At 68.9% G+C, this 24,177-nt stretch carries 17 protein-coding genes; 9 read left to right on the top strand and 8 right to left on the bottom strand.

Translation table 11 applies throughout. The annotated features are described in order from the left end of the window. Positions 1–999 carry a spore coat U domain-containing protein gene (locus U4012_RS29725; protein ID WP_321802883.1) on the bottom strand — a complete coding sequence of 333 codons (999 nt, stop codon included), beginning with the start codon at positions 997–999 and terminating at the stop codon, positions 1–3. 299 nt (positions 1,000–1,298) lie between these two features. Between U4012_RS29725 and U4012_RS29720 the strand changes: the two genes are divergently transcribed. The 5 genes from U4012_RS29720 (at position 1,299) to U4012_RS29700 (ending at position 7,282) form a co-directional block, all read left to right on the top strand. Further along, the gene (locus U4012_RS29720) at positions 1,299–1,835 is read left to right on the top strand and encodes a spore coat U domain-containing protein (protein WP_321802881.1); all 537 of its coding nucleotides are present in this window, start codon (positions 1,299–1,301) and stop codon (positions 1,833–1,835) included. A 6-nt stretch (positions 1,836–1,841) separates the two neighbouring features. Further along, the gene (locus U4012_RS29715) at positions 1,842–2,555 is read left to right on the top strand and encodes a molecular chaperone (protein ID WP_124894215.1); all 714 of its coding nucleotides are present in this window, start codon (positions 1,842–1,844) and stop codon (positions 2,553–2,555) included. A 24-nt stretch (positions 2,556–2,579) separates the two neighbouring features. Further along, a complete protein-coding gene (locus U4012_RS29710) occupies positions 2,580–4,967 on the top strand; it encodes a fimbria/pilus outer membrane usher protein (protein ID WP_321802878.1) in 2,388 nt (795 codons plus the stop codon). 111 nt (positions 4,968–5,078) lie between these two features. Next, the gene (gene argH, locus U4012_RS29705) at positions 5,079–6,488 is read left to right on the top strand and encodes an argininosuccinate lyase (protein WP_044847728.1); all 1,410 of its coding nucleotides are present in this window, start codon (positions 5,079–5,081) and stop codon (positions 6,486–6,488) included. 110 nt (positions 6,489–6,598) lie between these two features. Continuing rightward, complete coding sequence (locus tag U4012_RS29700) at positions 6,599–7,282, top strand: HAD family phosphatase (RefSeq protein ID WP_321802875.1); 684 nt, start codon at positions 6,599–6,601, stop codon at positions 7,280–7,282. A gap of 87 nt (positions 7,283–7,369) precedes the next feature. Here U4012_RS29700 and U4012_RS29695 read toward each other — a convergent pair whose 3' ends face one another. The 5 genes from U4012_RS29695 to apbC form a co-directional block, all read right to left on the bottom strand. After that, entirely contained in the window at positions 7,370–8,212 is an 843-nt protein-coding gene (locus U4012_RS29695) for a lysozyme inhibitor LprI family protein (protein ID WP_321802873.1), read from the bottom strand. Then, entirely contained in the window at positions 8,212–10,491 is a 2,280-nt protein-coding gene (locus U4012_RS29690; protein WP_044847725.1) for an arginine/lysine/ornithine decarboxylase, read from the bottom strand. The genes U4012_RS29695 and U4012_RS29690 overlap by 1 nt, the downstream gene beginning before the upstream one ends. 81 nt (positions 10,492–10,572) lie before the next feature. Continuing rightward, positions 10,573–11,142, bottom strand: coding sequence for a dCTP deaminase (gene dcd / locus U4012_RS29685; protein WP_006398615.1), 570 nt, complete (start codon positions 11,140–11,142; stop codon positions 10,573–10,575). A gap of 193 nt (positions 11,143–11,335) precedes the next feature. Next, on the bottom strand, positions 11,336–11,872 hold the full coding sequence (gene sodC / locus U4012_RS29680) for a superoxide dismutase [Cu-Zn] (RefSeq protein WP_321802870.1): 537 nt from the start codon (positions 11,870–11,872) through the stop codon (positions 11,336–11,338). Between the two features lie 133 nt (positions 11,873–12,005). Then, positions 12,006–13,097, bottom strand: coding sequence for an iron-sulfur cluster carrier protein ApbC (gene apbC / locus U4012_RS29675; protein WP_044847723.1), 1,092 nt, complete (start codon positions 13,095–13,097; stop codon positions 12,006–12,008). Between the two features lie 352 nt (positions 13,098–13,449). Between apbC and U4012_RS29670 the strand changes: the two genes are divergently transcribed. Beyond that, positions 13,450–14,091, top strand: coding sequence for an OmpA family protein (locus U4012_RS29670; RefSeq protein ID WP_044847722.1), 642 nt, complete (start codon positions 13,450–13,452; stop codon positions 14,089–14,091). 375 nt (positions 14,092–14,466) lie between these two features. Further along, positions 14,467–16,629, top strand: a complete 2,163-nt coding sequence (metG, locus tag U4012_RS29665; RefSeq protein ID WP_321802867.1) for a methionine--tRNA ligase — start codon at positions 14,467–14,469, stop codon at positions 16,627–16,629. A gap of 195 nt (positions 16,630–16,824) precedes the next feature. Here metG and U4012_RS29660 read toward each other — a convergent pair whose 3' ends face one another. Together U4012_RS29660 and U4012_RS29655 are read right to left on the bottom strand one after the other, a co-directional pair. Beyond that, complete coding sequence (locus U4012_RS29660; RefSeq protein ID WP_321802865.1) at positions 16,825–20,910, bottom strand: translocation/assembly module TamB domain-containing protein; 4,086 nt, start codon at positions 20,908–20,910, stop codon at positions 16,825–16,827. Between the two features lie 25 nt (positions 20,911–20,935). Further along, positions 20,936–22,762 carry an autotransporter assembly complex protein TamA gene (locus U4012_RS29655; protein WP_044849218.1) on the bottom strand — a complete coding sequence of 609 codons (1,827 nt, stop codon included), beginning with the start codon at positions 22,760–22,762 and terminating at the stop codon, positions 20,936–20,938. A gap of 254 nt (positions 22,763–23,016) precedes the next feature. On the opposite strand from U4012_RS29655, the gene U4012_RS29650 reads away from it, so the two are divergent. Beyond that, positions 23,017–23,205: a DUF3460 family protein gene (locus U4012_RS29650; RefSeq protein WP_044849219.1), complete on the top strand. Its 189-nt coding sequence runs from the start codon at positions 23,017–23,019 to the stop codon at positions 23,203–23,205. 4 nt (positions 23,206–23,209) lie between these two features. Continuing rightward, on the top strand, positions 23,210–24,082 hold the full coding sequence (locus tag U4012_RS29645; protein ID WP_044849220.1) for a segregation and condensation protein A: 873 nt from the start codon (positions 23,210–23,212) through the stop codon (positions 24,080–24,082). The last annotated feature ends 95 nt before the right edge of the window (positions 24,083–24,177 follow it).

Here is a 24,177-nt window from a genome sequence, read left to right as displayed (position 1 = left end):
TCAGAAGCTGATCGTCGCGGTGATGGTGTCGCTGTAGTTGCCGGGTGCCGGTGTCGCCTGTGCAGGTACGCGGCCGTATATCGCGATCGCCTGCGCGAATCCGCTGCCGGTTCCGGTCGCCATCGTCGTGCCGCCGGTGCCGTCGCCCCACGGCTGCGTGTGGCCGCTGTCCTGATAGAGCTGATAGGCGATCGAGCCGCCGCCCGTGCGCTGCATCGTGCGAGCGGCGACACTGCCGCTGGCGCCGCCGTTCAACGCGATCTGGAATGCATCGCCGTTCGTGCACCGCGCACTGATCGAGCCGCTCGCGGTCAGCGCCGACGCCAGCACGCCCGACGCCGGAAACGCAACGCCGGTCGCGCTGATGATGCAGTTGTTGATGACGGTGGCCGTGACCGTAACGGTCATCGTGCCGGCCGTCGATTGCGACGCGCACGGCGTCGGCGACACGACGCCGAGCAGCGAAAAACTGTAGCTATAAGCGGCCTGGTTGCCGCTGAAACTCTGCGAATAGACCGTGCTGGCATTGTTCACGGTCGGCACGGTGGGCTGGTTCGCCGCAATGCGGCCGTAGATGGTCACGTTCGTACTCGCGGACGTGCCGAGCAGCGGCTTCGTCAACGAGACGGATATCGGCGTCGTGCCGGTGCTGACGGCGCCCCAGGGCTGCGCGTAACCCGAGTCCTGATACAGGTCGTACTGCATCTGGTTCGCCCCGTTGCTCAGGTAGCGCGGGCTCGTGCCGCCGAGGTTCACGCAAACGAGCACGCCGGTGTTCACGCTCAGCGCGTCCCACGTGCAGCTCACGGTCATCGTGCTGTTGGTCGTATAGGCCTGCTGCGTGATCGGGCTGACCGAGCCGAAGCTCGGCACCGGCGGCGTCACCGAACACGTGTCCGCGCGGGCCGGCAGCCACGGCATGCCGAGCAGCACGGCCAGCAACAGGCACGATAGCGCGCGCATCCAGCGGCGCGTCGTGTCGACTCCTTGATCCGCCATGCATTCCCCCGAAATTGCCCGCCCGTTCGACCCGGCTTCCAGCCCGGGCAGCGCCCCCATGGTATCCGTCCGCGCAGCGATCATTCGCATTGTTGCTTGATCCATGTCAAAAGCGCCGATGGCATTCCGCGAGGAACCACGGACAATGCGCTCCGGATCGGCGTTTTCTCCAATGCGCGCGACCGAGTCCGTGGAGTAGTCTTGCACCAACGACAGAGCGGTAACGGCGACCGGCGACAGACCACGCGGCAGGCACTCCGCGGCCGGGCGACCCCATTAAACGGCAGGAGACAATCATAATGAACGATTCCCGACGTCGTGTTCTTTCAGCCATGCTCGCGGCCACCTTCGCATTCGCGCCCGCGCTGCAGCCCGTCACCGTTGCCGCAGTCTATTCGAACGGCACCGCCACCGCCCAGTTCAACGTCACGCTCACGATCCAGGCCAACTGCGCGATCTCCGCGAACCCGCTTGCATTCGGCACGTCCGGCGTGCTCACGTCGGCACTCAACCAGCAGACCACGGTCTCCGTCACCTGCTCGAACTCGACGCCATACAACATCGGACTCGACGCCGGCTCGGTCAGCGGCTCGACGGTCGCCAGCCGGCTGATGGGCGGGACGACGAGCGGCAATACCGGCACGACGGTCGGCTACCAGCTCTACCAGGACTCAGGCCACACGACGATCTGGGGCAACACGCAAGGCACCGACACGGTCGGCGGCACCGGCAACGGTTCCGCGCAACTGCTGAACGTGTACGGCCAGGTACCGACGCAAGCGACGCCGAAGCCGGACACCTATCAGGCCGCCGTCACCGCCACCGTCTACTTCTGACGCGCCGTGGCATCGTTCCCGCGCGCCCTGGTCGCGCTGTGCGTCGCGTCGGCGTGCGCGGCCGCATCCGCCGCCACGCTGCAGATCATGCCCGTGACGATCGAGCTGCCGCCGTCGGCCGCCGCCGCGAGCATGACGCTCAGCAATCCGGGCGGACAGCCGATCTACGGCCAGGTCCGCGCCTATCGCTGGACGCAGGAAAACGGCGACGACGTGATGACGCCGACCGATGCGCTCGCCGCCTCGCCGCCGCTGCTGCAGATCGGCGCGAACGCCGAGCAGTTGATCCGGCTCGTGCGCACGGGGCGCGGCGCGCCGGCCGCCGAGGAAAGCTATCGCGTATTGATCGACGAACTGCCGTCGCCCGGTACGCCGGTCGAGAACGGCATCACGATCCGGCTGCGCTATTCGGTGCCCGTATTCGTCGAGCCCGAAGGCACCCGGGCAGCGCCGCGCCTCGACTGGCGCGTCGAGCGCGACGGGTCCGGCACGCGGCTCGCGGTCGCCAACCGCGGCGAACGCCGTGCGCAGATCGCCGCGGTTCGGCTCGTCGACGCGCGCGGCACCGTGCACGACGTCACGCGCGGCCTGCTCGGCTACGCGCTCGCGGGCAGCACGCGACGCTGGCCGCTCAAGCTGGATGCGGGCGCGGCGGGATTCGTCAGGATCCAGGCGACCGTCAACGCGCAGCCGGTCGAGGCCCGGCTGACATCGCCCTGATCCACGCCGGAGGATCGCACGACGTTGCCCGTTCCGACGACGAGCACGGCCCTCCGGGCTGCCTGCCCCGCGCGACATGCCCGGCCCGCCGCTGCTGCGCTTTCGCTGGCGTTTTCACTGGCACTCGCGCTGGCCGTGCACGCAGGCGCCGGATGCGCACAGACGGCGCCGCAGGCGGCAGCGGCAGCCGCGCCCGCGCCTGCTCAGGACACACTGTTTCTCGACGTGTCGCTCAACGGTGAACCGACGCACCGGATCGCACGCTTCCAGCAAATCGACGGCCGGCTGTACGCGGCGTCCGCCGACCTGAACGACCTGGGCATCGCGACCGGCGACCGGGCGACCGCGCCGTCGAACACGCCCGTCGCGCTCGACACGCTCGCGGGGCTGCGCTACGACTACGACGCGGGCCGGCAGACGCTCGACCTGCGCGTGCCCGACGCGCTGCGCATCCCGCACACGTTCGATACGCGCGCGCTCGCGGCCGCGCCGCCCGCCACTTCCGGCCGCGGCTTCGTGCTGAACTACGACGCCTACGCGCAGACCGTCGCCCATGCGCCGCTCGCGGTCTGGAGCGAGGCGCGCTATTTCGATCCGGCCGGCGTATTCAGCAGCACCGGCATCGCGTACCTGTACGACGACCGCCGGCGCTACGTGCGCTACGACACGTCGTGGAGCCACTCGAACCCCGGCACGCTCACGACGACCCAGATCGGCGACACGATTTCGTCGTCGTTGTCATGGACACGCTCGCTGCGCCTCGGCGGCGTGCAGTGGCGCAGCAACTTCGGCCTGCGCCCCGACCTGGTCACGTTTCCGGTGCCCGCGCTGTCCGGCAGCGCGGTCGTGCCGACCTCGGTCGACCTGTACGTGAACAACGTGCGCCAGTTCAGCGGCGACGTGCCGAGCGGGCCGTTCGTGATCAACAGCGTGCCCGGGATCACCGGCGCAGGCAACGCGACGGTCGTCACGCGCGACGCGCTCGGCCGCTCGATCGCGACGTCCATTCCGCTGTACGTCGATACGCGCCTGCTCGCGCCCGGCCTCGCCAGCTATTCGGCGGAAGCCGGGTTCCTGCGCCGCGCCTATGGCGACGATTCGTTCGACTATGCGCGCACACCGGCGGCGAGCGGCTCGCTGCGCTACGGCATCAGCGAGCGGCTGACCGTCGAGGCGCATGCGGAAGCGACGGCCGGCGTCTACAACGCAGGTGCCGGCGCGCTCGCGCGCCTCGGCGAACGCGGCGTGGCGAATGCGTCGCTCGCGGTCAGCGCCCCGGGCCGCGCGGGCGTGCAGGCCGGCGTCGGCTACCAGTACGTGACGCCGCGCTTCTCGATCGATGCGCAGACGCTGCGCGCCTTCGGCGACTACAGCGACCTCGGCAGCCGCGAAGGCGTGCCGGTCTCGCGCGCCACCGACCGCGTCACGATCTCGTTCCCGTTCCTGCGCGCGCAGACCCTGTCGTTCAGCTATCTCGCCCTCAAGTATCCGGGCGTCGCCGCGTCGCGCATCGGCTCGATCGCATACCTGGTCAATCTCGGCGGGCTGACGTCGATCACGTTCAGCGGCTTCCAGGACTTCCGGCAGCACGACGCACGCGGCTTCTTCGTGAGCCTGAGCGTCGGGCTCGGCGGCAACACGTCGGTCTCGGCGAACGCCGGACGGCAGAACGGCGACTCCACCTACACGCTGAACGCGACACGGCCTCCCGACTACGGCGGCGGCGTCGGCTGGAACGTGCAGGCGGGCGCCAACGCGGGCGTCCGCTACGCGCAGGGGCAACTGCAGTATCTCGGCCGCGCCGGCCAGGTCGCGCTGCTCGCGCAATCGTTCGACGGGCGCGGCAACGCGTCGGTCGACGTCACGGGCGCGCTCGTGCTGATGGACGGCCGGCTGATGACGGCGCGCCGCGTCGACGACGGTTTCGCGCTCGTCTCGACCGACACCGGGCGCGTCCCCGTGCTGCACCAGAACCGGCTGATCGGCGAGACGGACCGGGCCGGCTACCTGCTCGTGCCCGACCTGAATGCCTATCAGAGCAATCGCGTCGCGATCGACGGCACCGCGCTGCCCGCCGACGCACGGATCGCCGACACGACGCTCGACGTCGTGCCGCAGGCGCGCTCCGGCGTGCTCGCGCACTTCGCAGTGACCCGCTACAGCGCCGCGTCGATCGCGCTGCGCGCGCCGGACGGCACGCCGCTGCCGCCCGGGCTCGAGGTTCGCCACGTCGAAAGCGGCCAGCGCACGATCGTCGGCTATGACGGCCTGACCTTCGTCGACGGCCTCGTCGCGAACAATCACCTCGAAATCTCCGGCGACGGCCGCGGCTGCGCCGTCGCATTCGCGTATCGGCGCCCGGACGACGGCACGCTGCCGCGGATCGGACCGCTGACGTGCAGCCCCCCGTGAGCCGCGCCGGTTCGCGGCCGGCGCACGCGTCGGCCGCCCGCCCCGCGAATGCTAGAATTGCGGGATTCCCTCGGCGGCGCACGCCGCCCAACTCCCCTTCGAAGAATCGCCATGACGTCCCAACTGCACAAAAAGGGCGAGGCCTGGTCGGCCCGCTTCTCGGAACCGATGTCGGAGCTGGTCAAGCGCTACACGTCGTCGGTGTTTTTCGACAAGCGCCTCGCGCTCGTCGACATCGCCGGCTCGCTCGCACACGCGAGCATGCTCGCGGCGCAGAAGATCATCAGCGCCGACGACCTCGCCGCGATCGAACGCGGGATGACGCAGATCAAGGGCGAGATCGAGCGCGGCGAATTCGAATGGCAGCTGGATCTCGAGGACGTCCACCTGAACATCGAGGCGCGCCTGACCGCGCTGATCGGCGACGCCGGCAAGCGCCTGCACACGGGCCGCTCGCGCAACGACCAGGTCGCGACCGACATCCGCCTGTGGCTGCGCGGCGAGATCGACCGCATCGGCGGCCTCCTGAACGACCTGCGCGGCGCGCTGATCGACCTCGCGGAGCAGAACGCGGACACGATCATGCCGGGCTTCACGCACCTGCAGGTCGCGCAGCCGGTCACGTTCGGCCACCACCTGCTCGCGTACGTCGAGATGTTCACGCGCGACGCCGAGCGCATGCGCGACTGCCGCACCCGCGTGAACCGCCTGCCGCTCGGCGCGGCCGCGCTCGCCGGCACCAGCTATCCGATCGACCGTCACGCGGTCGCGAAGACGCTCGGCTTCGACGGCATCTGCGCGAACTCGCTCGACGCGGTGTCGGATCGCGATTTCGCGATCGAATTCACGGCGGCATCCGCGCTCGTGATGACGCACGTGTCGCGCTTCTCCGAGGAACTCGTGCTGTGGATGAGCCCGCGCGTCGGCTTCATCGACATCGCCGACCGCTTCTGCACCGGCAGCTCGATCATGCCGCAGAAGAAGAACCCGGACGTGCCCGAGCTCGCGCGCGGCAAGACGGGCCGCGTGAACGGCCACCTGATGGCGCTCCTCACGCTGATGAAGGGCCAGCCGCTCGCGTACAACAAGGACAACCAGGAAGACAAGGAACCGCTGTTCGACACGGTCGACACCGTCGCCGACACGCTGCGGATCTTCGCCGAGATGGTCGCGGGCATCACCGTGAAGCCGGACGCGATGCGCGCGGCCGCGCTGCAGGGTTTCTCGACCGCCACCGACCTCGCCGACTACCTGGTGAAGCGCGGCCTGCCGTTCCGCGATGCGCACGAAGCCGTCGCGCACGCGGTGAAGATCTGCGACGACCGCGGGATCGATCTCGCCGACCTGACGCTCGACGAAATGAAGCAGGAACTGCCGAACGTCGCGCACCTGATCGGCGACGACGTGTTCGGCTACCTGACGCTCGAAGGGTCGGTCGCGAGCCGCAACCACCCGGGCGGCACCGCACCCGATCAGGTGCGTGCGGCGGTCAAGGCCGCGCGCGCCGCGCTCGGCAAGTAAGCCTGCCGTCGCGGACGGGCGCCTTCGGCGTCCGTTCTTCATTCGGGCGGCCGTCGCGCCGCCCGACGCCTTCCCCGCTGTTCCGTTTTCCCGCTTTCCGGACACCGCCGATGACCTTCTCCGCCGCGCTCTTCGACATGGACGGCCTGCTCGTCGATTCCGAGCGGACCATCATGAACACGTGGATCGACGTGTCGAACGCGCACGGCGTCGTGCTGACCGAGATCGACTACCTGCAGATCGTCGGCCGCTCGTTCGCCGAAGGCCAGGTGATTCTCGCGCGGCTGATCGGCCACGCCGACACGTTCGACGCCGTGCGCATCCGCGTGCGCGAGCAACTCGCCGCGCCCGAACCCCATCCGAAGTTTCCGCTGAAGTCCGGCGCGCTGGCGTTGCTCGAGACGCTCGCGCAGGCCGGCATTCCGTGCGCGGTCGCATCGTCGTCCGCGCGCGACGTGATCCGTGCGCGGCTCGACGCGGTCGGCATACTGCCGTTCTTCCGCGCGATCGCGGGTGGCGACGAAGTCGCGCGCGGCAAGCCCGACCCGGCCGTGTACCGGCTCGCGGCCGAACGCCTCGGCGTGCCGGCGCACGCGTGCGTCGCGTTCGAGGACAGCGACTTCGGCGCGCAATCGGCCGCCGGCGCCGGTGCATCGGTCGTCACCGTGCCCGACCTGAAGGCGCCGACGCCCGAGATCGTCGCGCTGAGCCTGCACGTGCTCGCGTCGCTCGACGATGCGGTTGCGCTCGTGCCGTCGTGGTTCGGCCGTCTGGACACGCAGCAGCCCGCGTAAGCGCCACGCGGCGCGCCACATGCAAACGGGCACCCGCGGGTGCCCGTTTTGCGTTGCCGCGCCGGATGACCGGCATCGCGGCGATCCTCAGTCGTTGCCGGCCGTCTCCGACAGACGCTTCATCGTCGCGATGCGCGCGCCGATCAGGTCGACGCGGCCGTCCTCGCCGACGAGCGGCGCAGTCGAATCGCGGAACGCCTCCCACGCGCGTTGCGCGCGCACGAGCGTCGCGGCCGAATGCGCGGGCATCTTGCGACGCAGCTTCTGGTAATAGCGATTCAAGTCGAACAGCGCGTGCTCGCATGCGGCATCCTGCACGCACGGCCGCACGCGGCGGATCGCCGGATCGCGCGGCGCGTTCGCCGGCTTGCCGCCGGCTGCCGCGGCGGCGCTTGGCGCCGCGACCGCACCGCCGCGGGTGCCGCCCTGCGCACCGCTCGTAGCCGCCACCGGCACGGCGGCAGGCGGCGGTGCATAACGGTCGGCCGCCGCGCGCAGCGCCAACGCGCGATCGCGCACCGGCTGCAGCTGCATGTCGGCGCTCGACATCGCGTACGACGTACCGCGCGTCGTGTCGTACACGGCCTTCAGCAGATGAATTTCATCCTTGCGCCACGTGACCCAGCGGCGCTGGCTGTCCTGCCAGCCGCGCTTCGCGTCGGCCGGCGCGTCGTTCGACAGGCGCTGGTACGCGCCGTCCATCACCGTCTGCCACTGCTGCTGCGCTTCGCCCATGCACTGGATCTGGCCGGCCGTCGACGACCGGTCGCGCCGCGCGAGACACTGCCGCATCGCGACGTCGATCGGGTCGGCCGCCGCCACTTCCGCGTGCGCGACGTTCAGCCCCGCCGGCCCTGCCGACCAGCTCGCCCAGGCGACGAGCGCGGCCAGCGCCGCGCGCATCGTCCGGATTCGTCCCTGCGTCCCCATCAGTCGCGCACGCAGTCGACGAAGTACTCGACGCGCCCGTTCACCTCTTCCGCGACGAGGCCGTGGATGTCGGTGTGGAAGCCCGGGAAGCGTTCGTTGAAGTCGCGCGCGAACCGCAGGTAGTTCACGATCGTCTTGTTGAAGCGCTCGCCCGGGATCAGGAGCGGAATGCCCGGCGGGTACGGCGTGAGCAGGATGCTCGTCACGCGGCCTTCGAGCTCGTCGAGCGGCACGCGGTCGATCTTGCGGTGCGCGAGCTTCGCGAACGCGTCCGACGGCTTCATCGCCGGCTCCATGTCCGACAGGTACATCTCCGTCGTCAGGCGCGCGATGTCGTTCGCACGGTACACGTCGTGGATCTGCGTGCACAGGTCGCGCAGGCCGACGCGCTCGTAGCGCGGATGCTGCGCGACGAATTCCGGCAGCACGCGCCACAGCGGCTGGTTGTTGTCGTAGTCGTCCTTGAACTGCTGCAGCTCGGTCACCATCGAGTTCCAGCGGCCCTTCGTGATGCCGATCGTGAACATGATGAAGAACGAGTACAGGCCCGTCTTCTCGACGATGATGCCGTGCTCGGCCAGGTACTTCGTGACGATCGCGGCCGGAATGCCCGTCTCGCCGAACTCGCCGTCGACGTCGAGCCCCGGCGTGATGATCGTCGCCTTGATCGGGTCGAGCATGTTGAAGCCTTCCGCCAGCGGGCCGAAGCCGTGCCAGTGGTCGTTCGGCTTCAGCATCCAGTCGTCGCGCGAGCCGATGCCTTCTTCCGACAGGTCGTCGGGACCCCACACGCTGAAGAACCAGTCGTCGCCGTATTCGGCGTCGACCTTGCGCATCGCGCGGCGGAAGTCGATCGCCTCGGCGATCGATTCCTCGACGAGCGCGGTGCCGCCCGGCGGCTCCATCATCGCGGCCGCGACGTCGCACGACGCGATGATCGCGTACTGCGGGCTCGTCGACGTGTGCATCAGGTACGCCTCGTTGAAGCGATGCTTGTCGAACGTGCGGTTCTCCGAATCCTGCACGACGATCTGCGACGCCTGCGAGATGCCGGCGAGCAGCTTGTGCGTCGAGTGCGTCGCGAACACGAGCGCGCCCGTGCGCGGGCGGCCGTCGCCGATCGCGTGCATGTCGCGGTAGAAGTCGTGGAACGTCGCGTGCGGCAGCCACGCTTCGTCGAAGTGCAGCGTGTCGAGCAGGTCGCCGAGCAGGTCCTTGATCATCTCGACGTTGTAGACGACACCGTCGTACGTGCTCTGCGTGATCGTCAGGATGCGCGGCTTCATGTCCGGGTTCTGGCGCATCGCCTCGCGCGCGAACGGGTTCGCCTCGATCTTCCGGCGGATGTTCTCCGGCTTGAATTCGTCGCGCGGGATCGGCCCGATGATGCCGAAGTGGTTGCGCGTCGGCGTGAGGAACACGGGGATCGCGCCCGTCATCGTGATCGCGTGCAGGATCGACTTGTGGCAGTTGCGGTCGACCAGCACGATGTCGCCGGGTGCGACCGTCGCGTGCCAGACGATCTTGTTCGACGTCGACGTGCCGTTGGTCACGAAGAACAGGTGGTCCGCGCTGAAGATGCGCGCCGCATTGCGCTCGGACGCCGCGACCGGGCCCGTGTGATCGAGCAGCTGGCCGAGTTCGTCGACCGCGTTGCAGACGTCGGCGCGCAGCATGTTCTCGCCGAAGAACTGGTGGAACATCTGGCCGAGCGGGTTCTTCAGGAACGCGACGCCGCCCGAGTGGCCCGGGCAGTGCCACGAGTACGAGCCTTCGTCCGCGTACTTCACCAGTTCCTTGAAGAACGGCGGCGCGAGCGAGTCGAGATAGACCTTCGCCTCGCGGATGATGTGGCGCGCGACGAACTCCGGCGTGTCCTCGAACATGTGGATGAAGCCGTGCAGTTCGCGCAGGATGTCGTTCGGCAGATGCCGCGACGTGCGCGTCTCGCCGTACAGGAAGATCGGGATGTCCGCGTTGCGGCGGCGCACTTCGGTGACGAACGCGCGCAGCTCGATGATCGCGGTCGCGAGCTCGGGCAGTTCGCCGTCCGGGCCCGTTTCGCCGAGCATGAGTTCGTCGTCGTCGATCGACAGGATGAAGCACGACGCGCGGCTCGATTGCTGCGCGAACGACGTCAGATCGCCGTAGCTCGTGAGGCCGAGGACTTCGACGCCCTCCTTCTCGATCGCTTCGGCCAACGCCCGGATGCCGGAGCCCGAGATGTTCTCGGAGCGGAAATCTTCGTCGATGATGACGACGGGGAAACGAAACTTCATGGGCGATTCTCCAAAAAGAACGACCGCGGCGCGTCACGCGCAGCGGTCACCCGGAAACTGGTGAGACGTTATGCAACCAGATCAGGTTTTCGGCAGCGTGACACCGCGCTGACCCTGATACTTGCCGCCGCGATCGGCGTACGACACGTCGCACACTTCGTCGCTTTCGAAGAACAGCACCTGCGCGACACCTTCGTTCGCGTAGATCTTCGCTGGCAGCGGCGTGGTATTCGAGAATTCCAGCGTGACGTAGCCTTCCCACTCGGGTTCGAACGGCGTCACGTTGACGATGATCCCGCAGCGCGCGTAGGTCGACTTGCCGAGGCAGACGGTGAGCACGGTGCGCGGGATGCGGAAATATTCGACGGTGCGGGCCAGCGCGAACGAGTTCGGCGGGATGATGCACACGTCGCCCTTGAAATCGACAAACGAACCCTCGTCGAAGTTCTTCGGATCGACGATCGTCGAGTTGATGTTCGTGAAGATCTTGAATTCGTCCGCGCAGCGGATGTCGTAGCCGTAGCTCGACGTGCCGTAGCTGACGATCCGGCGGCCGTCCTCGGACGCGCGGACCTGATCGGGCACGAACGGCTCGATCATCTTGTGTTCTTCGGCCATGCGCCGAATCCACTTGTCGGACTTGATGCTCATGCCAGCCTCCGCCGGGCCGTCCCAAGAAGTCTGGCCGTCCCCTCGGGGGACAGCGAACGAAGTGAGCGTTGGGGTCGTTTCATATCGGGGCGCCAGGAAACGCTGCGTGACAGTCAGGAAGGGTCGCTCGCGACGCGGCGACCCGGAAAGGCGCACATTTTACGCGATCATCGGCTCGCGTACGCAGCGGCCGTCAACGGATCACGCCACAGGCGAGCGCGGGCCCCGCGCCATGCTGCGGAAACGCCGGATCGCTCGGCTCGCGGTGCACCAGCGCCGCGCGGTTCAGCGCGGAGCGCACGCCATCGAGGGCCAGATCGGGCGCGACGATGAAACCGGCGGCGACGCCGTTCGCATCCGCATGGATGTTGCCGAGATCGCCGGCGACGCGCGCGCCCGCGCGCAGCCGGTCGGCGGCCGGCGCGAACACCTGGCCGGCGCTCGAGCCGTCGCCCGCGTTGCAGTCGCCGCGCTCGTGCACCTGCAGCGCGTGATCGCTGTTCGGCGGCAGGCCGGCCAGGTTGTACGTGACCTGGACGCCGTCCGGGCGTTCGACGAACGTCACCGCGCCGCGCGCCTGCGAGCCGACGGTCGGCTGCAACTGCGCATCGGCACGCTTTTCGTGCGACGAGGAAAAAGAGGTACAGCCGGCCAGCAGGCCCAGCGCGGCGGCGGCCAGCAGCGCGCGCCGCGCGCGGCCGGCGCGCACGCCGTGATGTCGTTGGTTCATTCGATCCTCATGCCGGCTGGCGGCCGTTCGACACGGCGGCCATGCCGGGCGGGTAAAGGGACCCGGGAAAAGTCGCCATGATACCGCGCCTCGCGGCGCCGTAAACAGCGTGAGGCCCCGCCCCGCAAGGGTTTTACGTATTTTGAACAACGATCGACGGGAACTTCGACGTCATGTCGCGTGCGCGCTCGGCGATCGCCAGCGCGACCCCGCGCGCGATGTCGCGATAGCGCCGCGCCAGCGCGCCGTCCGGTTCGGCCGCGACCGTCGGCGTGCCGCTGTCGGCGCGCTCGCGGATCGCGATGTCGAGCGGCAGGCTGCCGAGCACGGTCACGCCGTAGTCCTGCGCCATCCGCTCGGCACCGCCCGCGCCGAAGATGTGCTCTTCGTGGCCGCAGTTCGAGCACACGTGGATGCTCATGTTCTCGACGATACCGAGGATCGGAATCCCGACCTTCTCGAACATCTTCAGGCCCTTCTTCGCGTCGAGCAGCGCGATGTCCTGCGGGGTCGTGACGATCACGGCGCCGGTCACCGGCACGCGCTGCGCGAGCGTGAGCTGGATGTCGCCCGTGCCCGGCGGCATGTCGACGATCAGGTAGTCGAGCTCGCGCCAGTTGGTCTGTCGCAGCAGCTGCTCGAGCGCCGACGTCGCCATCGGGCCGCGCCACACCATCGGGTTGTCTTCCTCGATCAGGAAGCCGATCGAGTTCGCCTGCAGCCCGTGGCCGACCAGCGGGTTCATCGACTGGTTGTCGGGCGACTCGGGCCGCTGGCCGTGAATGCCGAGCATGGTCGGCAGCGACGGACCGTAGATGTCGGCGTCGAGAATGCCGACCGACGCGCCTTCCGCGGCGAGCGCGAGCGCGAGGTTGACGGCCGTCGTGCTCTTGCCGACGCCGCCCTTGCCCGACGCGACCGCGACGATGTTCTTCACGTTCGGCAGCAGCTTCACGCCGCGCTGCACCGTGTGCGCGACGATCTCCTGCGACACGGCGACGCGTGCGTCGCGCACGCCCGGCACGGCCTTCAGCGCAGCGGCGATGCGCGCGCGCACGTCGTCGTGCTGGCTGCGCGCGGGATAGCCGAGCACCACGTCGACCGCCACGGCGTCGCCGTCGATCGCGACGTTGCGCACGCCCTTGTTCGCCGCGTAAGGACGGCCCGTATTGGGGTCGACGACAGCCGCCAATGCGGCGTCGACTTGTGCCCGGTCAATGCTCATCGAAACTCCGTGAAAACGTTTTTCTCTCGCGCAAACGTCAAGAAATATCAAATAACGCTGCGAAAATCGGGAAAAGTGAAAGAATCTGTTGCACGCCATTGCGCGAACGCGCGCGGCGGAGCAATCTTCGCGTGCGGCATGCTATGGGGCCAAATCGGCCACGAACCGCCTATATTGTAGAGGCTGACGCATCACCCTGTCCGGAACAGCCACGCTGGCGAACAGGGCATGCAGCCGCCTCGGCGGCTGCCGCGGGCACGGGCCTGCCCACCTTTTTCGGGCGTCCGTGCCGGGAGCCGTAACTGTTGTTTGTCGTCGTTGTCGACTCGTTCAACCAAGAGAGGAATTCAAGATGAACATGAAAATCGCGACTCGCCTGTCCGTCTTCGCCTTGGCCGGCGCACTGCTGGCAGGCTGCGCCACGCAGCAAGGCAACAACACGGCCGTCGGGACCGGCACGGGCGCAGCGCTCGGCGCAGGCATCGGCGCGCTGGCCGGCGGCGGCAAGGGCGCGGCGATCGGCGCGGGCGTCGGCGCACTGGTCGGCGGCGTGACGGGTTACAACTGGCAGGCGATCAAGAACAAGCTCGCGCCGTCGGCAGCCAAGACGGGCACGCAGGTGACCGAGCAGCCGGACGGCTCGCTGAAGCTGAACGTGCCGAGCTCGGTGACGTTCGCGACCAACCAGTACGCGATCACGCCGGCCTTCACGCCGCTGCTGAACGACCTGGCGACGACGCTGAACCAGAACCCGCAAGTGACGGCATCGGTCGTCGGCTACACGGACAGCACGGGTTCGCAGCAGTTGAACCAGACGCTGTCGCAGAACCGTGCGCAGAGCGTCGTCAACGCGCTGGTGCAGCGTGGCGTCGCCGGCGGCCGCCTGGCGGCACAGGGCATGGGCCCGTCGAACCCGATCGCGGACAACGCGACCGAAGCCGGCCGCGCACAAAACCGCCGCGTCGAGATCTACCTGCGCGCAGCCCAGCAGTAAGCATCGTCGCGAGAGGAAACGGGGTCGCGCGCCGGGCGCGCGGCCCCGCCGCACAAGGCTTTCAGCGGGCTCCGTAACAAATCGAAAAAAATTTCGAACTTCTGTCGCGACCCGCGGTCTGTCTTTACGGTACGCGGCTGGCGCTGCCGGCGCGTCACCATTCTCCTCTTGTCGTTGTTGCTCCGGGGCCGAATTCGCCCCGGTTTTTTTGCCCGGAATTCGCCTGCTGCATCGCAGCATCGCACCGCCTGGCACGCCGCCGCCGCGGCCCCGCCCCTTCCGGCGCCCGATCCACGGCGCCCGCGCCGGCTGACCTGCCCGCGCCCCTGATAGAATCGCAGTTTCCGTCGTTTCCGCCGTTCTTCTACAGACCCTATGTCCGCATCCGACCTCACTTCCGTGCAGGCTGCGGCGCCGCAAGGCAGCCGCCAGATCCTCGTTACGTCCGCACTGCCCTATGCCAACGGCCAGATCCACATCGGCCACCTGGTCGAGTACATCCAGACCGACATCTGGGTGCGGACGCTGCGAATGCACGGTCACGAGGTCTACTACATCGGCGCCGACGACACGCACGGCACGCCGGTCATGCTGCGCGCGGAGAAGGAAGGCCTGACGCCGAAGCAGCTGATCGAGCGCGTGTGGACCGAGCACAAGCGCGACTTCGACAGCTTCGGCGTGTCGTTCGACAACTTCTACTCGACCGACTCGGACGAGAACCGCGTGCTGAGCGAGAAGATCTACCTCGCGCTGAAGGAAAACGACCTGATCGCCGAGCGCGAGATCGAGCAGGCGTACGACCCGGTCAAGGAAATGTTCCTGCCGGACCGCTTCATCAAGGGCGAATGCCCGAAGTGCCACGCGAAGGACCAGTACGGCGACAACTGCGAAGTGTGCGGTTCGACCTACCTGCCGACCGAACTGCTGAACCCGTACTCGGTCGTGTCCGGTGCGACGCCGGTGCGCAAGACCTCGACGCACTACTTCTTCCGCCTGTCGGACCCGCGCTGCGAGTCGTTCCTGCGCGAATGGGTCAGCGGCCTCGCGCAGCCCGAAGCCACCAACAAGATGCGCGAATGGCTCGGCGACGCCGGCGAGGCCAAGCTCGCCGACTGGGACATCTCGCGCGACGCGCCGTACTTCGGCTTCGAGATCCCGGGCGCGCCCGGCAAGTACTTCTACGTGTGGCTCGACGCGCCGGTCGGCTACTACGCGAGCTTCAAGAACCTGTGCGACCGCAACGGCATCGACTTCGATGCGTGGATCCGCCCGGGCACGAAGGCCGAGCAGTACCACTTCATCGGCAAGGACATCCTGTATTTCCACACGCTGTTCTGGCCGGCGATGCTCGAGTTCTCGGGCCATCGCACGCCGACCAACGTGTTCGCGCACGGCTTCCTGACGGTCGACGGCGCGAAGATGTCGAAGTCGCGCGGCACGTTCATCACCGCGCAGAGCTACATCGACACGGGCCTGAATCCGGAATGGCTGCGCTACTACTTCGCCGCGAAGCTGAACGCGACGATGGAAGACATCGACCTGAACCTCGACGATTTCCAGGCGCGCGTGAACAGCGACCTAGTCGGCAAGTACGTGAACATCGCGAGCCGCGCGGCCGGCTTCCTGCTCAAGCGTTTCGACGGCCGCGTGCAGGACAGCGCGATGAACCATCCGCTCGTCGCGACGCTGCGCGATGCGATTCCGGCGATCGCCGCGCACTATGAAGCGCGCGAATACAGCCGCGCGCTGCGCCAGACGATGGAGCTCGCGGACGAAGTGAACGCGTACGTCGACGGCGCGAAGCCGTGGGAACTCGCGAAGGATCCGGCCAACGCGGTCGCGCTGCACGAAACCTGCAGCGTGAGCCTCGAGGCGTTCCGCCTGCTGTCGCTCGCGCTGAAGCCGGTGATGCCGCGCGTGGCCGAAGCCGTCGAGGCCTTCTTCGGGATCGCGCCGCTCACGTGGGCCGACGCTGCGAAGCCGCTGTCGTCCGCGCAGCCGATCAAGGCGTACCAGCACCTGATGACGCGGGTCGATCCGAAGCAGATCGACGCGCTGCTCGCCGCGAACCGCGATTCGCTGCAGGCCGAGGCCGCCGGCGCCGCTGCCGCGGGGGCAACCGCCGCCAACACCGCGAAGGACGCGAAAAACGCCAAGGCGAACGCGAAGGCGGCTGCGGCGAACGGCGCCGACGACGGTCCGATCTCGATCGACGATTTCGCGAAGATCGACCTGCGCATCGCGAAGATCGTCGCGTGCCAGGCCGTCGAGGGTTCCGACAAGCTGCTGCAGCTCACGCTCGACGTCGGCGAGGAAAAGACCCGCAACGTGTTCTCGGGCATCAAGTCCGCGTACCAGCCCGAGCAGCTCGTCGGCAAGCTGACGGTGATGGTCGCGAACCTCGCGCCGCGCAAGATGAAGTTCGGGCTGTCCGAAGGGATGGTGCTCGCCGCGTCGGCGGCCGACGAGAAGGCCGAGCCGGGCCTCTACATCCTCGAGCCGCACAGCGGCGCGAAGCCCGGCATGCGCGTGAAGTAAGCCGCACGCGCCGCTGCTTGCACGAGAAGCCCCGCACCACGTGCGGGGCTTTTTCATGGGCGGCAGCGAGCGGCGCCGCGGCCGGTGGTTGCAGGTCGGCGTGACGCTCGCCGCTGCGTGGGCAGGATGCGGCGCGTGCGCACGCGCGAACCGGTGCGCCGGCGCGCCTGGCCGACCGGCCGGGCGCCCGCTTCGTCACCGCTGGCCGAACCAGCGATCGAAACGCCGCGTGTAGTTCAGGTCGACGCCCTGGAACGTGCCGCCGTACGCGGACACCGACCAGAAGCGCGTCAGGTTGATCGTCGCCTTGAACGCGTTGCTCGCCGATTGCAGCCCTTGCTCGTAACCGAGCACGAAGCGCTCGTTGATCGCCTTCGAGATCTGCACGACCTGCGCATCGGTCAGGCCGACGTCGCTGCGGCCGATCGAGAATTCGTCGAGACCGATGCTCTGCGCGACGCGCTTGCCGGTCGCGCTGCCAAGCAGCCCGAGCGCGGCCGTCATCGCGTTCTGCTGGCCGACGTTGTTGCCCTGGTCGGTGCCGTGCCCGAACAGCAGCCACGACAGCTTTTCGTTGTCGGTGACGTTCGGCTCGGACACGAGCTTGACCGTCGGCGACTGGATCGTGCCGGTGACCTGCACGCCGGCCTCGACCTCCTGGTTGCGCCGCATCGCGAGGATGTTCACGCCCGGATTCGACACCGGACCGTTGAACGTGAAGAAGCCGTTCTCGACCGCGAGCTTGCGGCCGAACGACGTATACGTCGAGCCTTCCGTCACGCGCACGTTGCCGACCGCGCGCAGCGGCACGCCCGGCGCGCTCATCACGGTGATCGTGCCGCGCAGGCCGAGATCCGCGCCGTGACCCTTGAAGCGGAAGTTGTTGCCGAGCCCGATGTCGATGTTCGCGCGCGGCGCGAGCGACGGCGCCGGCTTGTCTTCGACCTTCTGCGGCTTCGCGACCGCCGTACCGGTCTGCACGTCGCCGCGCACCGTGCCGTCCGGGCGCACGATCACGACGTCGTCGGACAGGTGCGGCGCCGACTCCTCCGGCAGGTCGAACAGCGCGCGGTCGACGACGAACTTGCCGTCGATCGACAGTGCGCCGCGCGGCCCGTCGTTCGCGACGGTCGCCTTGCCCGACAGCGACAGCTTGCGATCCGGCGCCGCGAACAGCTCGAGCTTGTCCGCGACGATGCTCGCGGTCAGGTCGGGCGCCTCGCCGTCGAGACGTACGCGACCGATCGCGCGCAGCGTGCCGTCGCCGCCGTGGAACTCGACCTGCTGGAATTCGACGAGGTTCTCCGCGAGCTTCACGCGCACGATGCCGTCCTTCAGCTGCACGCCCTGATCGACGAGCGTCGCGGACAGGTCGTCGCCGGTCAGCATCCCCGACACGTTCGGCTTCACCGGCGTGCCCGCGACCGTCAGCTTCAACGCCGCGCGCCCGCCGAGCAGGTAGCTCGGCCCGAACAGGTTGCCGGTTGCCTTCAGCGACGGAATGTCGGCGTCGATGCGGCCCGACAGCGGGCCGTCGTCGACGACACCGAACACGCCGTCGCGCAGCGCCAACGGCACGGTGACGTTCGCGTCGAGCGTGCCGACCCGGTTCGCCTTCGCGAGCGCCACCACGTTGAGCCGGTTGCCGGGCGCAAAGCTCGCGCGCGCGGACAGGTCGGTCAGCCCGAGCGACGCGATACCGCGCCCGGTCTCGATCGTCACGTCGCCGCCGCGCCGCTTCACCTGCACGTAGCCCGTCGCGTTCGCGCCGAGCGAGAAATCCCAGTCGGCATCGAGCACGACGTCGGTGCGCACCGGCGGCCGCTGGCCCGTCAGTTCCTGGCGGATCTCGAGGAAACGGGCGACCGATGCATCGCGCACCGCGCCTGCCGAGCGCATCTGGCCGTGGTCGAACACGAACGACTTCAGGTCGATCGCCGCGCCTTCGAGCGTGAGCCGCGTCGCGCCGAGCGTCACGCGGCCGGCGCCGGCCGACACCGCAAGCGGCGCCTGCAGCACCACCGCCGGCGTGCCGCGATTCGCGAGGCGCGTGACGGTGCCGTCCCAGCGCGTTCCGTCGCGGCTCTCGACCACGCCGCCGTTCGCCGCGAGCGTCAGGTCGATCACGCGGCCGCCGGCCGTCCCCATCGCCGACGCGTCGAGCGTGTGCTTCGCGCGCGTGCCGTCGAGGTTCGCGCGCAGCGATTTCAGCTGCAGCGAGCCGAGTGCGATGTCGGTCGCGTCGGTCGTGAATACGAGCGCGCCGTGCGCGCCGTCGCGGATGTCGGCGCGACCCTGCGCGGCACCGATCCGGTTCGAGCCGACCACCACGTGCTGGGCCTTGTACGTGGCCGTCACGTTCGGATGCGCGAAGCTGCCGGTCAGCTCGCCCTGCGCCTGCACGAGCCCCTGCACGCCGAAGCCGAGCCGGTCGAGCTCCGGCGCGTCGACGACGAAGCGCAGCCGGTCGCCCGGCGCGCCGAAACTGCCGCGCAGGTCGACGTGGTTGCCCGCGATCGACAGCGTCGCATTGCTCGGCAGGATCCGCGAGCCGGCGAACTGCACGACGCCCGCGCCGGTCAGCGGCACGCCGTCGTACAGGCTGTCGCCGAGCTTGAAGGTCGCCTTCGTCGACACCTGCGGCGCGAACGCGCCGGATGCCGTCAGCGTGCCCGATACGCGCGTCTCGCCGCGCCTGGCCGGCGCCTTGGCCCCGGCGGCGGTTTTGGTCGCTGTTTTGGCCGCCGTTTTGGCCACTTTTGCCGCCGGCTTGCCGCTACCGGCCTTCGGCGCGCCCATCGCCGCGAGCAGCAGCGGATCGAACGCGGTCAGCGTCGCCTTCGCATCGTAGCTCGAATGCGCGTCGTGACGGAACACGCCGGTCAGGTCGATACGGCCCTTGCCCGCCGTCACGCGTGCATCGGTCAGCACCGTCTGCTGCGGCGTCAGCGCGACCTTCGCACGCGCGCCGAGCGCGAGCTTCGGATCGTTCAGGTCGAAATCGACGGTCGTCACGTCGCCGGCGAGCGTCACGCCGAGCGGCCCGCCCAGGCGCATCGGCCGCAACTCGGCAACGAAGGCGTTCAGGTCGAGATTCGCAACCTTCAGGTCGAAGCGGCCCTTGCCGCCCGTCAGCGTGCCGTTGCCGGTCACGCTGCCGTCGCGGATCAGTTTCAGCGCGAGGCCGTCGATTCGCTGCGCGTGCGCGTCGAGATTGACGATCGCATGCGCGTCGATCACCGGCAGCAGGTGCTCGCCGAGCGTGCCGGGCTTCGCGTTGGCGATCGACACGGGGCCGGTCACCGCGAACCCCTTCGCCGGAGCAGTGCCGGCCGGCGCGGTCACGGGCGCCAGCTCCGCGCGCACCGCGAGATCGGCGGCCGGCGCGCCCGGCGCGATCGCCTGCGGGTTCACGTGATCGAACGCGAGCGACGCGCGCGTGAGCGGCACCGTGCCGAACGGCGCGGCCTCGACGTGCGCGCGCCCGTTCAGCTTCATCCCGCTCGCGGTCACGTCGGCGACGAGCGCTTCGAGCGAACCCGATACGTTCGCGCTCGCGTTGACCGCTTCGTTGGCCACCTTGCCCACGTAGGTCGCGTTGCCCGTCAGCGCGAACGGCTTCACGCCGTCGAGCTTCGCGCGCGCGGTCAGCGCGCCGTACGGCGTGTCGACGCCATCGAGCGCGAGTTCATGGTGACGGCCGTCGCTGCGGCCGTTCAGCGCGAGATGGTCGAGCTGCGTCGTCGAGCCGCCTTCGTGGATCGCCAGGTGGTCGACACGCAGGTCGTCGATCCGCAACTGCAGCGGCAGGCTCAGGTCCTGCGGCGTCGCGGCCGGCTTCGACGGCCCCGGCACGATCCGCACGTCGACCGTGCCCGCGCGCAGGTAAGCGACCGAAAGCCGCCACGGCGCGCGGGTCAGCACCCAGCGGCCGTCGAGCCGGTCGATCCGCACTTCGGTGCTGGTGCCGCCGGGGCTCGTCCACGCGAAGCCGCGCAGCCGCACGCCGGTCGCGAGCGCGCCGCCGTCCAGCGTGCCCGCCAGCCGGCCGCCGAGTACGCGCACGGCCGTCTGCCACGCGAGCCGCGTGCCGCGCTCGGTCGTCGCCGCGGCCAGCACGAGCCCGGCCGCCAGCACGACGAGCAGCACGGCCGTCACGAGCGTCCACGCGACGATCCGGCCCGCACGCCCGCGCCGCGGCGCGCGCGGCGGCGCGTCGGGCGCGCGCTCGGGCGAGTCCGGATCGTTCGGCGGCAGCGTGTCGTTCGGGTCCTTCGTCATGCGGTTCGTGGCTCGTGCAACAAGGTCAGAAGGCGATGCCGAGCGTCAGGTACGGGCGCACGCTGTGGTTACGCAGTCCGTACGCGACGTCGACGTTGATCGGGCCGACGGGGCTGCGCCAGCGCGCGCCGATGCCGACGCCCGGGTAGAACACGCGCTCGCCCCACGCATCGGTCGCGGTGCCGATGTCGAAGAAGGTCGCGGCGCCCCAGTCGCGGTTGAACCAGTGCTGGTATTCGGCGGTGCCCGTCATCAGGTACTTGGTCGGCAGCACGGAGCCGGCGACGCTGTTGCCGATGCTCTGGTAACCGTAGCCGCGCACCGAGTTCGAGCCGCCCGCGCGGAACAGCAGCGATGCCGGCACGCCGGTCGAGCTGCCGCTCGTGAACACGCCGCCGAGTTCCGCGCGGAACACGAACAGGTCGCGCTTGCCGACCGGCACGTACTGCTGGCCGCGCGCGTAACCGCGGATGAAGGTCTGGTCGGTCAACACGCCCTTGATCGCGAAGCCGGCCTCCGCGTGAATCAGGTTGCCCGAGCGCGGGAACAGCGGATCGTCGACGTTGCGGCGCGTCCATGCCCACTGCGGCACCAGCGCGCGGCTCGTGGTCGGGCCGGCGCCGTTCTGGTCGAGCCGGTCCTGGTAGAACATCAGCGAGTACGCATAGTCGATGAACTGGCCGGTGCGCGTACGCTGCACGCCGACCCGCGCGCTGTAGATGCGCGTGTCCGACACGTTGGTGTTCGTGTACGACGCGAGCACGCTGTTGGTCCACCCTTTCGCGCCGGGCGGCATCGACAGCTGGACCTGGCCGTACTGCTGGATCTGGTCGAGCCGGCCCGACACGGTGAACGGCCACGCGGCGCCGAACGTGTCGAGATACGTGTAGGAGCCCTGCACGTGCGGGCCCGTATCGGTCGCGTAGCCGACGCCGCCGCGAATGTTGTTGTACGGGAACTCGCTGACCTTCACGTGCACGGGCGTACGCTCGGGCTTCGACGTATCGTCGCCGACGTCGATCGCGACGCTCGCGTAGTACGGCGTGTTCTGCAGTTGCCGCTGCAGCTCGGTGATCCGCTGCACGTCGTAGATCTCGCCTTCCGACAGCGGATTGACGTTCGTGACGATCTTCTCCGGGTAGCGGCGCACGCCGTCGACATCGACCTTGCCGATCGTGAATGTCGGGCCGCTGTCGAACGTGACGGCCAGCGTCGCGCGCTGCGTGCGCGGGTCGATGCGCGCCTCCGACGACGCGATCTTCGCGCCCAGGTAGCGGCGCGCCTGCAATTGCCTGAGCGCCGCGCCCTTCGCGACGTCCCAGTCCGATTGCGTGAACGGGTCGCCCGGCTTCAGCGAGAACGCGAAGCGGGTCGCGGCCTCCTGCTTCGGATCCTCGGTGCCGACCGGGCCCTTGAACGTCAGGTCGACAGTCGACACGACGGTCTGCGGCCCCGGATCGACGGCGACGCGCACGTCACGCTTGCCGTCGCGCGTGCGCACGTCGGTGCGCACGACCGGCGAAAAATAGCCGGCCGTCGCGGTCAGGTCGCGCACCTGCTGCGGTGTCGCGGTCACGAGGAAGTCGAACTGGTCGTCGCTGATGTCGTCGCGCTTCGCGAAGCGCGCGATGTCGAGATGGGTCTTGAGTAGCTTGCGGATCGAGCGCGGCGCGTCGATGTCGACGTCGTACTTCGCGTAGGCCGGCAGCACGACGAACGCGGCGAGACAGCCGACGAGGGCTGCCCGGACCGCCGCACCGGCGCCGCGCCGCGCGCGACGACCGGGGTGTCGGGCCGCGCGCGGGCTCGCCTCATGCGTCGTGTGTGCTTGCTGGTTCGCGTGACCCGCCAAATATGACCTCACCCTCGGTTGTCGTGATTCCGTGGAAAACCCTGTATTTGACCACAGGGCGGCGGCCCTGCCCGCGCGGGCCCCGCTTTGACGCTTGCGCGCAACGACGCGCGCACGGGCCCGGCCGGTCGCGCCGCGGGCACCGGCCAGCGGATTCGACGCGCGATTGCCGCCGGCTGTTCCCCGCGATGCGGTAAAATCCCGCCATCGCGAATCCGGCGCATCGTGCGCCGCCCGAAACGGAAAGCCAAGCCATGCCGTACCAGTCCGACGTCACGCAATTCCTGAACCAGCTCAAGCAACAGAAGCCGACGCTCGAAGAAGAGCAGCGCAAGGGCCGCTCCCTGCTGTGGGACAAGCAGCCGATCGACCTCGACGAGCGTGCCGAGCAGCAGGAATCGCGCGTGAAGCAAACGTCCTACGTCTACTACCAGAACTTCTGACGACGTGAGCGCCGCCGACGAGGCCAGCGCCGCCCGGCAGGACGACGCGATCGCCGCGCCCGCGGGCGCCGATTCGACGCCCGACACGGTCGACGGTGTCGCGGCGTTCGCACGCCTGTACGGCGAGCCGCTCTTCAAGCTGCCGCAGGACCTCTACATCCCGCCCGATGCGCTCGAGGTGTTCCTCGAGACGTTCGAAGGCCCGCTCGACCTGCTGCTGTACCTGATCCGCAAGCAGAACTTCAACGTGCTCGACATCCCGATGGCGCAGGTCACCGCGCAATATCTGGGTTACGTCGACCAGATCCGCACGTCGAACCTCGAGCTGGCCGCCGAATACCTGCTGATGGCCGCGATGCTGATCGAGATCAAGTCGCGGATGCTGTTGCCGGTCAAGAAGGCCGACACCGGCGAGGAAGCCGAGGATCCGCGCGCGGAACTCGTGCGCCGCCTGCTCGAATACGAGCAGATGAAGCTCGCCGCGCAACGTCTCGACCAGTTGCCGCAGCTCGGCCGCGACTTCCTGCGCGCCGAGGTCTACATCGAGCAGAGCATCACGCCGCGCTTTCCCGACGTGAACTCGGACGACCTGCGCGCCGCGTGGGCCGACGTGCTCAAGCGCGCGAAGCTCGTCCAGCATCACAAGATCTCCCGCGAGGAGCTGTCGGTGCGCGAACACATGAGCCTGATCCTGCGCAAGCTGCAGAACGCACGCTTCATGGAGTTCGCCGACCTGTTCGACACGTCGCGCGGCGTGCCGGTCGTGGTCGTGAACTTCATCGCGATGCTCGAGCTCGCGCGCGAATCGCTCGTCGAGATCACCCAGCCCGAACCGTTCGCGCCGATCTACGTGCGCCTCGCCTACCTGCCCGCGTAAGGCGCCCGCCGCCCCGCCTCATCCCGCACACCGAAACACGCCGCATCCCGCCGCCGGGCCCGCCCGCGCGGGCTGCCTGCGGCGCGCCCGCGTAA

The organism is Burkholderia sp. BCC1988 (assembly GCF_905339895.1).
Lineage (GTDB): Bacteria > Pseudomonadota > Gammaproteobacteria > Burkholderiales > Burkholderiaceae > Burkholderia.
The sequence above is the reverse complement of the archived record's forward strand: the minus strand, read 5'-3'. Positions and strand labels throughout refer to the sequence as shown.

Coding starts and splice junctions, on each gene's coding strand:
- apbC (WP_044847723.1), bottom strand. CDS start 13,097: ATGAGCATTGACCGGGCACAAGTCGACGCCGCATTGGCGGCTGTCGTC.
- dcd (WP_006398615.1), bottom strand. CDS start 11,142: ATGAGCATCAAGTCCGACAAGTGGATTCGGCGCATGGCCGAAGAACAC.
- sodC (WP_321802870.1), bottom strand. CDS start 11,872: ATGAACCAACGACATCACGGCGTGCGCGCCGGCCGCGCGCGGCGCGCG.
- U4012_RS29720 (WP_321802881.1), top strand. CDS start 1,299: ATGAACGATTCCCGACGTCGTGTTCTTTCAGCCATGCTCGCGGCCACC.
- U4012_RS29670 (WP_044847722.1), top strand. CDS start 13,450: ATGAACATGAAAATCGCGACTCGCCTGTCCGTCTTCGCCTTGGCCGGC.
- metG (WP_321802867.1), top strand. CDS start 14,467: ATGTCCGCATCCGACCTCACTTCCGTGCAGGCTGCGGCGCCGCAAGGC.
- U4012_RS29725 (WP_321802883.1), bottom strand. CDS start 999: ATGGCGGATCAAGGAGTCGACACGACGCGCCGCTGGATGCGCGCGCTA.
- U4012_RS29690 (WP_044847725.1), bottom strand. CDS start 10,491: ATGAAGTTTCGTTTCCCCGTCGTCATCATCGACGAAGATTTCCGCTCC.
- U4012_RS29695 (WP_321802873.1), bottom strand. CDS start 8,212: ATGGGGACGCAGGGACGAATCCGGACGATGCGCGCGGCGCTGGCCGCG.
- U4012_RS29650 (WP_044849219.1), top strand. CDS start 23,017: ATGCCGTACCAGTCCGACGTCACGCAATTCCTGAACCAGCTCAAGCAA.
- U4012_RS29660 (WP_321802865.1), bottom strand. CDS start 20,910: ATGACGAAGGACCCGAACGACACGCTGCCGCCGAACGATCCGGACTCG.
- U4012_RS29700 (WP_321802875.1), top strand. CDS start 6,599: ATGACCTTCTCCGCCGCGCTCTTCGACATGGACGGCCTGCTCGTCGAT.
- argH (WP_044847728.1), top strand. CDS start 5,079: ATGACGTCCCAACTGCACAAAAAGGGCGAGGCCTGGTCGGCCCGCTTC.